The sequence below is a fragment of the Accumulibacter sp. genome, from assembly GCF_023806635.1.
Classification (GTDB): domain Bacteria; phylum Pseudomonadota; class Gammaproteobacteria; order Burkholderiales; family Rhodocyclaceae; genus Accumulibacter.
The window spans coordinates 90,278-103,395 of record NZ_JAMTDQ010000029.1 but is presented as its reverse complement, the minus strand read 5'-3'; the positions used below and the strand labels follow the sequence as shown (position 1 = coordinate 103,395).

General features: G+C 68.9%; 13 protein-coding genes. 4 read left to right on the top strand and 9 right to left on the bottom strand.

What is annotated here, in order from left to right:
- Positions 1-5: 5 nt before the first annotated feature.
- Positions 6-1,712, bottom strand: coding sequence for an autotransporter assembly complex family protein (locus tag NFW30_RS05310; protein ID WP_295352783.1), 1,707 nt, complete (start codon positions 1,710-1,712; stop codon positions 6-8).
- A gap of 222 nt (positions 1,713-1,934) precedes the next feature.
- A complete protein-coding gene (locus NFW30_RS05305) occupies positions 1,935-2,285 on the bottom strand; it encodes a hypothetical protein (protein WP_295352780.1) in 351 nt (116 codons plus the stop codon).
- A 197-nt stretch (positions 2,286-2,482) separates the two neighbouring features.
- Here NFW30_RS05305 and NFW30_RS05300 point away from each other — a divergent pair, with 197 nt between their 5' ends.
- On the top strand, positions 2,483-2,713 hold the full coding sequence (locus tag NFW30_RS05300) for a hypothetical protein (RefSeq protein ID WP_295352777.1): 231 nt from the start codon (positions 2,483-2,485) through the stop codon (positions 2,711-2,713).
- Positions 2,710-2,934, top strand: a complete 225-nt coding sequence (locus NFW30_RS05295) for a hypothetical protein (RefSeq protein WP_295352774.1) — start codon at positions 2,710-2,712, stop codon at positions 2,932-2,934. The genes NFW30_RS05300 and NFW30_RS05295 overlap by 4 nt, the downstream gene beginning before the upstream one ends.
- A gap of 219 nt (positions 2,935-3,153) precedes the next feature.
- On the opposite strand, the gene NFW30_RS05290 is transcribed toward NFW30_RS05295, so the two are convergent.
- The 7 genes from NFW30_RS05290 to NFW30_RS05260 all read right to left on the bottom strand — a co-directional run bounded on the left by NFW30_RS05290 (position 3,154) and on the right by NFW30_RS05260 (position 11,713).
- Positions 3,154-4,131 (bottom strand): formylglycine-generating enzyme family protein, encoded by a 978-nt coding sequence (locus NFW30_RS05290; protein WP_295371823.1) that lies wholly within the window; start codon positions 4,129-4,131, stop codon positions 3,154-3,156.
- Between the two features lie 273 nt (positions 4,132-4,404).
- Positions 4,405-5,412, bottom strand: a complete 1,008-nt coding sequence (locus tag NFW30_RS05285) for a reverse transcriptase/maturase family protein (protein WP_295352769.1) — start codon at positions 5,410-5,412, stop codon at positions 4,405-4,407.
- 9 nt (positions 5,413-5,421) lie between these two features.
- Positions 5,422-5,574 (bottom strand): HRDC domain-containing protein, encoded by a 153-nt coding sequence (locus NFW30_RS05280; RefSeq protein ID WP_295352766.1) that lies wholly within the window; start codon positions 5,572-5,574, stop codon positions 5,422-5,424.
- 6 nt (positions 5,575-5,580) lie between these two features.
- Positions 5,581-5,892 carry a hypothetical protein gene (locus NFW30_RS05275; protein ID WP_295352763.1) on the bottom strand — a complete coding sequence of 104 codons (312 nt, stop codon included), beginning with the start codon at positions 5,890-5,892 and terminating at the stop codon, positions 5,581-5,583.
- Between the two features lie 19 nt (positions 5,893-5,911).
- Complete coding sequence (locus NFW30_RS05270; protein WP_295352760.1) at positions 5,912-8,797, bottom strand: SUMF1/EgtB/PvdO family nonheme iron enzyme; 2,886 nt, start codon at positions 8,795-8,797, stop codon at positions 5,912-5,914.
- On the bottom strand, positions 8,798-9,850 hold the full coding sequence (locus NFW30_RS05265; protein WP_295352758.1) for a MoxR family ATPase: 1,053 nt from the start codon (positions 9,848-9,850) through the stop codon (positions 8,798-8,800).
- 15 nt (positions 9,851-9,865) lie between these two features.
- Positions 9,866-11,713: a DUF4062 domain-containing protein gene (locus tag NFW30_RS05260; protein ID WP_295352755.1), complete on the bottom strand. Its 1,848-nt coding sequence runs from the start codon at positions 11,711-11,713 to the stop codon at positions 9,866-9,868.
- Positions 11,714-12,202: 489 nt separating this feature from the next.
- On the opposite strand from NFW30_RS05260, the gene NFW30_RS05255 reads away from it, so the two are divergent.
- Together NFW30_RS05255 and NFW30_RS05250 are read left to right on the top strand one after the other, a co-directional pair.
- Positions 12,203-12,451, top strand: a complete 249-nt coding sequence (locus tag NFW30_RS05255) for a hypothetical protein (protein WP_295352753.1) — start codon at positions 12,203-12,205, stop codon at positions 12,449-12,451.
- Entirely contained in the window at positions 12,451-12,879 is a 429-nt protein-coding gene (locus NFW30_RS05250; protein WP_295352750.1) for a TA system VapC family ribonuclease toxin, read from the top strand. The genes NFW30_RS05255 and NFW30_RS05250 overlap by 1 nt, the downstream gene beginning before the upstream one ends.
- Positions 12,880-13,118: the final 239 nt, after the last annotated feature.

The window sequence follows — 13,118 nt, the reverse complement described above, 5'->3', positions numbered from 1 at the left end:
GGTCGTCAGAAGGGGATCGCCAGCGAGAAACCGAGACGCAGCGAGCTGTCCCGATGGCCGTAGGCGAGATCGATGCCGAGCGGCCCGGCCGGACTGCGCCAGCGCGCGCCGACGCCGTAACCCACCGCCAGGCTCATCGCCTGCAGGTCGTCGACCGCGTTGCCGGCGTCGATGAAGGCGGCGGCTCCCCACGTCGGCGTCAGCCAGTGCGTGTACTCGCCACTCAGCACCAGCAGGTAACGGCCGCCGACGATCGCCGACCCTTCCGGCACGCCGAGGCTGAGGTAAGGGTAACCGCGCACCGAATTGCTGCCGCCGGTACGGAAGAGGAAATCCTGCGGAATCCCCTTCGATGATTCGGCCAAGGTCGCCCCCAGCTCGGCGCGAAAGAGCAGCGCGTCACGCGCACCGAGCGGCACCCCCTGACTGTAGCGCAGGTAGGTGCGAACGAAGCTCTGGTCGGACAGCAGATGCTTGCTGCCACCACCGATCTGGAACTGCAACGACAGCCCTTCGGCCGGATCGAGCGGATCCGCCGCATGTCGCCAGGTCCACCCACCCTGCAGCGTCAGCGCCTGGTTGGTGACCGCCGGTGCGCCCTGCGGCGCCTGCCGTTCGCTCTGCCAGTTGAGGCTCAGCAGCTGCTCGACACTGCCCAGCTTCTGCACCCGCATCGCGCCGATGGCGAAGCGATGGAGTTCCAGGTTCTCGATGTCCGAATGCTCGACGACGGTGCCGACGCCATCACGCCGCTGCTGTTCGTCGGGCGGCAGGAAGACGTCGATGAAGCCCGACTGGCGCAGCTGTTCGATGCGGGCGCCGGTCTGCAGCAGCCAGGCGCGACCGAGAAAGTCACTGTTGCGGTAGGCCGCCTCGACACGCGCGCCGGTGTTGGTGCTGTAACCGGCGCCGAGCGTGATCTCGTACGGTGCGCGCTCGCGCAACTGCACGAGTACGGGAGCCGTCACCCAGCCGGCTTCGTCGGCTGCTTCGCCATCGTCATCGCTGCGCTGCAGGGCGACGCTCACCGACGAGAAGTAGGGCGTGCTCTGCAGCGCGGCCTGCAGTGCCAGCAGGCGATCCTCGCGGTACTCGTCGCCGGCCTTGACGGTCCGGTTGAAGCGCGCCACCAGGGCGGGATGATAGCGCTGCAGACCGCTGATCTGCAGTTCGCCGAAGCGGTAGCGCGGACCGGCATCGGCAACGACGACCAGCTCGACGCGCAGCGTCTCCGGATCGACCTCGGCGCTGCTCTGCTGCAGGCGCGCACCGGCGTGGTCGACTGCCAGCAGGCCGGCCAGCAGCGACTCCTTGGCAGCGTCCCAGTCGGCCTGGCGGAACGGCTGGCCAACCTTCAGTTTCCAGCCATCGACCAGCTCCTGCCGGCGCACGGGATCGATCTCGCCGCTGATGTCGATGCGCACGCTGGCGATCAGCGAGCGCTCCCCGGGATCGACGACGAGGAGCAGTTCCTCGCCCTCGCGACGCAGGCTGACACGCGGCGAGAAATATCCTTCGGTCGCCAGCAGCTTCTCGACCTCGCGCTGCATCCGGCGCGCGAACGCCACTTCCGCCGGCTGATCGGCGACGTCAGCAATCTCGAGGTGTTCTGCGAGCAGGGCGCGCACCTCCTCCGGCGCACGCAGGACGGGCACCGCAGCCAGCACGGGCAGGGAAGGCAGCAGAGCTGCGAGGACAAGGACGAGGCGCATGAAGGGCGCGTTGCCGGCTCCCGAACGAGTCGCATCAACACGAACGGGAAGGGATGACCAGGAACGTGAGTGGGCTGACCAGCAGCGAAACCCGGATCATCACTGCAAACGACAGTCCTCCGCAAGGGGTCGAAAAGCAATGGGACAGGATCCAGGGATCCGGGGAAGCGACGGCATGCTCCCGGGAATCGAGCATGCTGCACCCATCACTCGATGCAGGATTCAGCGTCGGGCCAGCAACTCGACCACTTCAAGGACGATCCGCTGCAGGCTCCGGTTGCCCAGGGAGGCATTGCCGAGCTCGGGCGTGCCAGCCTGCCGCTTCTGGTTGTAGAGGTCGATGATCTGCTGCTTCGTCCACCGCCTGATGCTGACGCTCGGCACGATCAGCTTGCGCTCCGGATCGAAGAGGAATCCTTCGGCTGCGGCATCGATGATGCGCCTGCGCTCGTTGCCGACAAGCTTCGTCTGCACCAACCTGGCCTCGAGTTGCGCCCGCGTTCTCGCGTGCATCAATCTGTCGCCCAGGTCGACCACGACAGGAAACTTCGGCAGTCGGATGAGGTGGAGCATCAGCAATCGGATGGGGAGCGATCAAAGACGATCGGAGCGACAGAATACCAGACTCGCCTGTTTGCACCCATGTCGGCGTGCCAGCTCACCGCGTCAGGGTGGTGACGCTGACAGGCGGCAGCAGGCAGCCGCGGGAATTTCACATACTGTCCCCGTAAAGGCATTGGCAAGTCCGGGAATCGGAGTAGCATTGGGCGATGGAATTCTGTATTGTCGGCAGGATCGTGGATGTCCAGACCATCGCCGAAGGCAGTGGCATCCGGGAGCTTGCCCTGCTGCGGCAGCGATACGGGGTTGGCTGTTGGCGGAAGAAGAAGGGGATCGCCACGGTGCGTCTGCTTGATGGAACGACCGCCAGGGCCGAGCTGCACTGGTATGAGGCGCATGGCATCGGCAAGGTGAAACTCAAGATAAAGGAATGGCTATGAGGTTTGTGGTTTGCCTGTCTCGCGAAGGATTTGGCGAGTTCTCGACGGATGACCTGACCCTCGGCCGGCTCTATGAAGTGCTTGCCCCGGCGGACAGCCACAGCATGCTGCGGATCATCGACGACTCCGGCGAGGACTTTCTCTACCCGGCTTCTCTTTTCGAGGCCGTGGAGGTGCCGGAGCAGACAGCCACCCGGCTGCACGATCTGTTGGCAGCGTGATGCAGGGGAGCCTCCTGCCGGACTGCACCCTGCAGGACTGATTGTTCTCGCGGCTGCAGACGACGGGGGGATGCGAGCGGCCGCTTCCGGCACGATGTGGTCTTGCCGGCCAGGATCATGCCGCGCGCCGAAGGGATACGAGCCAACCGCAGCCGATCATGCAACGGTGGTACGTGGTTCAGCAGTGCCGGAACCAACCGGGACAGGTCGCCGCCGGGGTCACGCGTCCCGCGTGACCCCGCTTGCCGCAGGCAGGCGCTCCGCGCCTGCCTCCTGCTCTTGGCTGGTGGACCTCAGGGCAAAGCGAAACCCCTGGAAGTCGTCGCGGTAGTCGCGGAGCCCCCCGAGGCGGTAGGCGGAGCGAAGCCCCCAGGCCCCGACGAACCAAGAGCCGCCGCGCACGACGCGGGTGGCGTCGCCCTCCGGGCCACGCGGATCCTCGACCGTCTCGTCAGCGTACTCGCGGAGCCCGTCGGCACACCACTCCCAGACGTTGCCGTGCATCTCGTGGAGACCCCAGCCATTGGGCGCAAAGGACTTCACCGGCACCGTCTTCTGCCGGAACTCGCCTTTCCTGCCTCCCGCATACGGATGGTTGCCGTCGTAATTGGCCTGCTCCGGGCTGATCGTCGCGCCGAAATGGAACGGCGTTTCGCTGCCCGCCCGGCACGCGTACTCCCACTCGGCCTCGGTCGGCAGTTCCGCGACGACGCCGGGCGCCAGCGCAGCCACGCGCTGCAGGAAACCACCGGCCCCACTGACCTCATCCCACGACACGTTCTCGACCGGGTTGCGCGCGTCTTCCTGGAAAGCGCTCGGATTGTCCCCGCCCATCACCGCCAGCCACAGCGCCTGTGTGCAGGCGGTGTCGGCGAGCCAGAAGCCGGTGGTCAGGCGCACGCGATGGCGCGGCCCTTCGTCTTCAACTCTTTCCGGCTCGTCTTCCGGCGAGCCCATCATGAACTCGCCGGGTTCGATCCAGCGGCAGCGCTGCACGACGCCAGCCAGGTCGACGTCGATCCACAGCCCGTAGGCATCGTCACCCCAGGCGCTCGCGCAGGCAGGCGGCAGTACGGGCGGCCGCCGCGCGTCTTCGGACGGAAAGTGCGCGCCGGTCGCGAGCGCTGCGCGCTTCATCGGGCGGGGCGGTGGCAGGCGGAGGCGGCGACCCGGGGGGCTGTCGGCGCCGGCATCCACCGTTCTCGCCTACCGGCGCCCCGGGCGCCTTGCGGTTCGCGGGCACGGCAAGCCGTGCCGGCAGGACGTCGCGTCTGGTCCATGGTTCTCGGCAAGTCCATGCCGTTGGCTCCATCGAGCTCAGGGCAAAGCGAAACCCCTGGTTGTCGTTGCGGTTGGCGCGGTGCCTCTCGTTGCGACAGGCGGAGCGAAGCCTCCTGGCCTCGTTGTTCCACGAGCCGCCGCGCACGACGCGGGTGGCTTTCCTTTGCAGTGACCGACATCCCTGCCCCACTATACCTGAAATTCGTACGCCGCCAACAGCCGCTGCCGGAAACCGAGGCTCTGGCAGCCGTCGAGCGTCGCCAGAGCGAGTTCGTTGGCGCGCTGCAGGTCGGCTTCCGCCACCGTGCCGGTCGCCGCGACGCGCTCGATCCGCTGCAGCGCGGCGCGAAAGCGCGCCAGCTTGCGCCGGCTGGCGAGGATGACGCCCTGCCGGATGCGAAAGCCGCAGAACTGCGTCCCCTCTGCCGAGCGGGCGATGCGCCGCCGCGGCTTCAGGCTCAGCGCGCGCTCGTCCGCCAGGTGCGCCGCAAGCAGCGCGACGCTCTCCGCGGCCGCCTGCCGGCTGGTGCAGCCCCAGACGATGTCGTCCATGTAACGCACCAGCCCGCCGCAACCCGGTTGCCTGAGCAGCAGGCGGTCGGCGCTGTCGAGGAAGGCGTTGGCGAAGTGCTGCGAGGTCAGCGCGCCGATCGGCAGGCCGACGCCTGCTCCAGCCGTCGCCCCGCAGGTCAGGATGCGCGCCAGCAGGCGCAGGAAGGGCTCGCCCTTGAAGCGTCGGGCGAGCAGTTCGAGCAGCAGGTCGTGACGGATCGACGCGAAATAGGCGTCGATGTCGACCTGCGCGAACCACGGGTATGCCCGCAAGCTCTGCTGCACCGCGGCCACCGCCGAATGGACGCCCTTGCCGCGCCGGCAGGCGTGACAGCCATCGACCAGCATCCGCTCCAGGCGCGGCTCGGCCAGATTGAGAATCGCATGGTGCAGCACGCGGTCGGCGAAACACGCCGCGTGGATCGTCCGCCGCTTGGGGTCGTGGATCGTGAACCGGACCGCGCGCCCCTGCGGCGCCCGCTCGCTCACGATGTCGGCCGCAAGCCGGTCGAGATTTTCGTCGAGCCGATCGAGAAAACGCGCCACCGCCGGCCGGCTGCTCTTGCCGCGCGCCGCCTTCCAGGTCGCGAGTTCGAGATTCCTGCGCTCGGCAAGTGCTGCGAGGGTGATCGCCTGGCGCTGCATGCGCGCTGCTCACGCCGGCGCCAGCGCCTGCTCGAGCAGCGCGAGAAAGCGCGCGCCATAGCGATCGACTCGCCCCGGCCCCACCCCCTCGATCCGGCCGAGCGCGTCGAGCGTCTTCAGCTTGCCACGCACCATGCTCGCCAGGTGCTCGTTGGTGAACACCGCGTATCACGGAACGCCTTCGGCCTCGGCGATGCTCTTGCGCAGTTCGCGCAGCCTGGCGAAGACGGCAAAATCGGCTTCGCTGAGCACTTCACGATAATCGACGCGGCGGGCGCTGCCCTGATCGGCCTTCAGCGCTTGCGGCAGCGGACCCGGGCCGCTGGCGATCCGCACGCAGACCGCCCAGAACGACGACTCGCCGCAGGCGACGAAATGCCGATCGATCGTCAGCACCCGGCTTGCGGCGAGCAACTGGTTGAGTTCGGCCTCGACCGCCACGGGGTCGCAGGCCGGGATGGCGAAGAAACGCAGGGTCATCGCTGATCGCTCTCCTCTTTCACTTCTTTGTCTGCTTGCGTGATCGCTTCGGGGTCGCCTTGGCCAGCTTGCCGCGCCCGCCCGTGGCTGCTTCGGCATCCGCCGAAGCAGCCACGCTGCCTTCCCGTCCCGGGAAGGCAGCCAAACCCGGCGGGGCCTCCGGCCCCGCCGGGTTGAAGTCCTGCTGCGGGCGCTCCGCGCCCGCAGCCTGCTCCTGGCCGATGGACCTCAGGGCAAAGCGAAACCCCAGGGGGCCGAGGCGGATGGCGCGGTGCCACTCGTCGCGACAGGCGGAGCGAAGCCCCACGGCCCCGTCGTCCCACGAGCCGCCGCGCACGACGCGCCACTCGCCCACGTCCTCGGGGCCGCGCGGATTCTCCTCGTCGCTGCCGTCGTAAGCGCGCTTCCCGTCGACACACCACTCCCAGACGTTGCCGTGCATCTCGTACAGACCCCAGCGGGTCGGCGCGAACGACTTCACCGGCACCGTCTTCTGCCGGTCCACGCCTTTCTCGCCGCCTGCATAGGGGTAATTCCCATCGTAGTTCGCCTGCTCGGGAGTGATCGTCGTACCGAAACTGAACGGCGTCTCGCTTCCCGCCCGGCACGCGTATTCCCACTCGGCCTCGGTCGGCAGTTCGGCGACGACGCCGGGAACCAGCGAAGACACCCGTTGCAGGAAGGCACTCGTGTCATCCCACGACACGTTCTCGACCGGGTTGCGCGCGTCGTCCTGAAAAGCGCTCGGATTGCTTCCGCCCATCACCGCCCGCCACAGCGCCTGCGTGCACGCGGTGTCGGCGAGCCAGAAGCCCTGGGTCAGGCGCACGCGGTGGCGCGGTCCCTCGTTCTCCTCGCGCCCGGGTTCATCGCCCGGCGACCCCATCAGGAACTCTCCCGGGTCGATCCAGCGAAAACGCTGGACGACGCCATTGAGTTCGACGTCGAGATACAGACCGTGGCTGTCGCGTCCCAGCTCCTTCGCCCACGGCGGGCGCTGCAGGCGCGCCAGACGATGATGGCGGCGGCCACTGTCGAGGGCGATCGCCGAAAGCTGCGCCGCGTCTGCGAGCGGCAGCGTCAACGGCGCCGCGCGCGCTTCGATCCATCGCTGCCGCGAGCCGGCATCGCCGCGCAGGCTGCAGACGGCACCACCCTCGAGGGTCAACGCCGGCCAGCGACCCGCAAGCTCTTCGCCGCGATCGGGCAGCAGGACGAAGCGATCGTCCTGCTGCCGCAGCCTCCACCTGCTCGCCACCGCCTCGCTGCCGGCACGCCGCCGGGCGGCGGCGACGTCGGCCGGCCGCAGGCCGTCGGGGATGTCGTCGACGCCGGCCAGCGCCCAGATCGGCGCCAGCAGCGACGAGTTCGCCTCGATCCACGCGCGGTCGCCGCCATGGCGATCGAACAGATCGCCGGCATAGCCGGCGGCGTCGCCCACCGTCTCCGCGGCAGCGGCGCCGAAACGCGCGAACCAGTCGCGCGCTTCGCCGAGCCGGCCGCCGAATTCTTCGCCGGCCGCTTCCGGCCTGGCATGCGCCTGCCAGATCAGCAGTTCGGCGCTTTCGGTCGCGCGACCGCGCCAGGCGTGCGCGTCGAGGATCCGGCGCAGGATTTCCTGCTGCTCGGCGGCGGCGAGTCCGGAGAAGCGATCGCGGTAGTCGGCGACGCCGGCCGGGCTGAGTTCACAGAAGCGGCTGCCGGCGGCGACCGCCGGCGCGTACGACCAGGCGATCGCCTCGAGGCCGGGTTCGGCGGCGGTATCGGCGTCGATACGGCGCAAGGCGCGCAGCAATCCGGGTTCGACGCGGACGCAGCAGGCCAGCCGCGTCAGCAGCGCCGGCAGCAGCGGGTGCCGCGCCGCCGCGCCGATCGGCGCGTCGCCAGACGGAGCGACGGGTGGCGAAACAGGCGCCGTCGCCGTGCCGGCGTTGCGCGCGCGCAACGCGCGCAGGCCATGCGCGCCATCGAGGCAGTGCAGCGCAGCGTGACGCAGCGCCTCCGCCGGCACCAGCGCCGGTGACATCGGCAGCCAGGCGACGGGCAGCGCGCCGTGCGCGGCGAGGCGGCGCGTGAACTCCTGCCACGCCGCGGCGCGCGCGGGATCGCCGGCGAGCAGCCCGAGGTCGCCGAGGATCAGCACGCGCGTCGCCGGCGGCGGCAAGGGAATCGGCCCGGCTGCGGCGGGCGGCGACGCGCAACCCGGCGCAGCGACCGCGCGCGCGGTGAACGGCGAGTCATCGACGACCCACAGCCGCAGACCGCCCTCGCCGTGCCGGCGGCGCACTTCGCCGAGCAACTCGCGGTAGTCGGCGTCGTAGGGAACGAGCCGCTGCGCGACATCGACGACGACGTCCATCTCGCCGCCCCAGCGGCGCAGCAGCCGCCGCGGCAGGCGCTGCGGCGAACGCGCGCGCGACAGTTCGCCGACCAGCGCCGGCACGTCGAGGGGGCCGCGTCGCGGCGACGCCAGCGCGCGCTGCAACGCCGGCCACAGCCGCGTGCGGCCAACCAGCGGCGAGTGCGGCGCGCTGCCGGATCGCCGCGGCTGGCAGTCGAGGCGGGTCAGCGGCGGCAACGGCTGGCTGTGCGGCGGCGTCGCCGCGGCCTCGACACGGTACTCGACGAGCGCGAAATGCGCCGCCGACAGCGGTAGCCGGCGGCTGGCGGCGCTGGCCGGCGCCCCGGATCCGCTGCGGCCGCTGGCGGCGGCGGCTTGCTGCCGCTCGTCGACCGGCAGATCGCTCCGTTCCGCCCGCTGCGGCTGCGGATGCAGGGCGAGCAGGCGGGCGAGCGGCGCGAGGGCGGCGGCGATCGCCTCGTCGCTGCCGACGGCTTGCGCGCCGTGGACGGCGACCGCGGCGCGCAGCAGGTCGGAGCGGCCGGCGAGACCGCGAGGGCTCATTCAGCCATTCTCCGCCGGCGCCGCGGCAAGGCCGTCGATCGGCGCCCGCGTCTGCGACACGCCGGATTGGCCGGCAACGACGCCCTGCTTCAGATAGCCGTACGCCGAGAGGCGACCGAGCCACTGCCGCTGCACGCCGGTCTGGCCCGGAAAGAGTTCGTGCAAGGCGTAGAGCAGGTCGAGGTATTCGGCGAGGCCGGGCGGCGGCAGGTTGAGATTGCTCACCTGCTGCCTGTCGCTGACCAGTTGGTCGGCGGCCTGCTCGAGGATCAGCGCCGCGATCAGCTCGGCGCGCGGCGGGCTGGCCGTCGGCAATGCGGCGAAATGCGCCGCGCCGCGTCTGACGAGCCAGTCGCGATAGCTCATTCCGGGGTCCGGCTGCTGCGTCAGGACGATGCAGCGGCGCAGGAAGGCTGCCGGCAGTTCGCGTTCCTCGTTGGTGGTGATGACGATCAGCGGCGGCTGCGCATTCGGCCCACCGATCGGCTGCGCCAGCGGCTCGACGCGGAAGCTGCGCTGCGCGAGGACTTCGAGCAGGCTGTTCGGCAGGTCGCTGTCGGCCTTGTCGATCTCGTCGATCAGCACGACGTGCCCGGCCGGCGCCGCCGGATCGATGCCGCGCTCGCCGTCGGCCAGGAAGTCCTGCGCCGACTCCCAGCCGTAGGCCTTCCACAGCACGCCGGGCCGCCAGTAGCGCTTCAGGTCGGTGAGCCTGTCTTCGGCGCCTGCGCCGGCCTGCGCGTCGGCGAGCCGGCGGACGGCGTCGAAACGCGCCAGCAGCTCGGGCGGCTCGAAGCGCGGATGGATCGTTTCGGCGTGCAGGCGCCAGCCGAGCGCGTCGGCCGCGGCACGCGCGAGCTGCGTCTTGCCGGTGCCCGGCTCGCCGCGCACGAGCAGCGGCCGGCGCGCCGCGTAGGCCAGCGTCAGCGCGTCGATTTCGGCCGCCGACCACTGGTGCCAGGCGCGCGCCTGGCCGGCGGATTCGCCGAGTTCCTGGACCGCGCCCGGCTGCAGGGCGGCGAAGGGAGAATTGGGGGTGGCGGCTGCGGTCATCGGTTTGCCTGTCGGTCAGTTGAAGAGCGCGAGAAAAGCGGGCCAGGACTGCTTGAGGCCGGCCCACACGGGGGCGAGTGTTTCGACGATCGCGCGGCCGTTGCTCAATGCCCTGGCGCTCGTCTCGACACCGTCGAGACAGCGCTTGACGAGTTTGGCATCGGACGCCGAGCGCCCTTCTCCCTGCAACACCGTGCGGACCTCATCGAGTTCCTGCTCCATCAGCCGCCGCTGCGCCGCGTCGCCAGGCTGCGCGGCGCAGGCATCGATCGCCCGTTGCACCGCCGCCAGGACCTGCAGCAACTCGGCGCCCTGCAGACCGTTGACGATGTCGCGGGCGGCGGCTTGCGCCCCCGGGGCGTTGGCCTGCGCGAGCGTGCCGACGGGGGCGTTGAAAGTCATCGTGAGGTTGGTGACCGCCGGTGCAGCGGCACGTTCGGATTCTCTTTGGGCCATGTCTTTCTCCGTGATCGCCGCCTTGTGCAGCGAGATGTCAAGAACCGGGCCAAGCGCATGCAGCAGGCTGTCCTGCATCTGTCTGGCCCAGGGCGGCATCGCGTCTTCGCCTCGCCGCTGGAAGAAGGTGCGCAGATCGAACTGCTCGCGCAGATCCTTGAGAAGTTCCGCTCGCCGTTCCGCGCTCTCGAAACGGCCTGCCGCATCCGTGCTCACCACCAGCGCCGTACCAAGTCCGCTGGCACGACGTCGAATGAAGGCGCGCAGGTAATCGGGGTCATAGTCCTGACCGGTCTGGAACTCGCGCCGCTCGATCGTTGCCAGGAGTTCAGCCGCCGAGAGCGCGGCGCCTTCTTCCCCCGCCACTCCGGGTTCCGGAACCGGATGGACGAGGCGGAAGACATTCTCGGGCTGCGGGCTCCCTGGCGAAAAACACAGCCCAAAGCCCAGCCGCACCGCGGCTTCGATGCATGCCACCAGATGATCGGAACTCCACACGGGGTCGTGATCGCGATGCGCACCGCCGTCGACCTTGCCCCTGACGTAACGCTCGGCGGCGACGAGCGCGCAACGGACGATGGCGCTGCAGACGATGCCGTCGCTTTCGGAGACGGACGATGCGGGCGAGACACCCCTCGCCGCCCTGGCTTGAAAAAATTCCCGGGCGCCGAGCAGAAGCTCGATCGGCGGACCATCGCACGCCATGGCGAAGACGCGCTCGGCGCTGAGCGGCACCGCCTGATCGAGGTCCGGGAACAGGTTGGCGCGCAGGAATGCCGGATGACCGTGCAAGGCTGCCCAGTTGTCCTGCAGGTAGCTCTTGAGCAGCTTCTGGAGTTCGGTCAGGGGCGGCGATGGCGATGGCGGCGGTGGAGCGGTCTCAGGAGCGGCGGGCTTCGCTGCGGCCGGCGGCGATGGCAGGCCGACGGGCCGATCGAGCGCCGGCGCAGGCTGCCGCTGCAGCGCCCTGAGAACCTTCACCTTCAGATCGTCGGCGGTGGTGAACAGCGCTGCCCGCGGGATGCCGCTCGCGCCGGACGACAGGCGTGCGCGAAACGCTTCGATCAGCGCCGGATCATTCTGCTTCGTATACAGATCGGTCCGGGAGGCTGGGATGGCATCGACTTCCCGGACGAAGACGAAGCAAGGCAGACCCGCCGCCAGCGCGGCGTCGAACTCGAGTTCGGTGATCGACTTGTCCTGCCCCGGCGGAACGAATCCATAGCGCAGGCCGACGATGCCAATGTAGATCGTGCACGTGGCGACGTCGGCGACACAGCTTTGCCAGAGTGGTCGCGGATCGGCCTCGTAGCTCTCGACGACCGTGTACTGACCGCTGAGGACCTCCTTGACCGCCCGCCGCTCCTCCTCCAGGTCGGAAAGCGTCGAAGACAGATAGAGTCGCATGCCGTGCTGCTCCGGTTGTAAGCGTCCCGCGCACCCACCCCCGGGGTGCGCACGATCGTGCTGGTTTGCTGCGAGGCCACGACTCGTCGATCCGGGGGCGATGCCGCCGCTCGCTCGCGCCCCCGACACGCGAGTCCGAGCAGACCAGCGACCCGCTTCGCCACGCCGGAAAGCGCTCGCTGCGCGGATCGGCCGGCAGCGGATCCGGTCGCGACAACCATGTCCAATCATACCGTGGCGGTGGGGTGAAAGACATCGAAGGAGCGGACTTCGTGTTGTCCGGGCGATGCAGTGGGATGGGCATCGCGGACAAGGAGCGCTGTGGCGTTTCATCCAGGAGGAAGTGCGCCCGGCGTGAACGCTCGGGCGCGGGGGTTGGAATGGTCAGGACATGGCCGTGATGCCTCGTTCCATGGGGTTTGGCATCGTCCCTTGCGTGTGACGCGCTGATACTTTAGCATCGCCGCATCAGATGTGAGGAGGATGCTGATGCGTACCACGGTCGATATCGAAGATGATGTTCTGCTGGCGGCCAAGGAGCTTGCCCGACGCGGTGGGACGACGGCCGGCAGGGTGATTTCGCAGCTCTTGCGACAGGCCCTGACCCAATCGCCGTCTTCGACGACCAGCAGCACCAGCGAGCCGGCGGCCATCCATGGTTTCCGCCCCTTCCCGTCACGGGGGAAAGTGGTCACCAACGAGCAGGTCGACCGGCTGCGAGACGAGGAAGGTGTTTGATGCGCGCCCTGCTCGATGTGAATGTGCTGATCGCCCTGCTGGACAGCGATCACCTGCATCACGCGCGAGCGATGGCGTGGCTGCAGGAGAACATTCAGCCGGGCTGGGCGTCGTGCCCGCTGACCGAGAACGGTTGTATCCGGATCATGTCGCAACCCGGCTACCCCAACCCACTTCCTGCCGGGGCCATAGCCGAACGCCTCGCCACAGCAAGCGCGACCAGCCATCACGTTTTCTGGCCGGACGCCGTGAGCATCCTCGATGGCGGACGCATTGCCTGGACTGCCGTGCTCGGCTCCCGCCAGGTGAGCGACGTTTATCTGCTGGCGCTGGCGGTGCAGCAGGGTGGCCGCCTGGTGACGCTGGATCGCGCGGTCCCACTGCAAGCGGTACCTGAGGCAAGAAGCCATCATCTCGTCGTGATCTGAATTCCCCGACCGTGCCGTCAGTGCCAGTGGATCGTCGGCGGCCCCGGTGAGTCGCTGTCACCACCAGTGGTCCATGAACCTAGATTCCTCAGTTGAAGCCAGGAATGGCAGCTAAGTTGCTATGAAGATTGGATTTTTCGAATGTCTCTGGGACACCCAAAAGGAACTGTGGCGCAGTTGCCAAAATCGGCCGCAAAGCCTTGCCAAATCTGGCGTTCATCAAATCCGGTCAAGGCTTA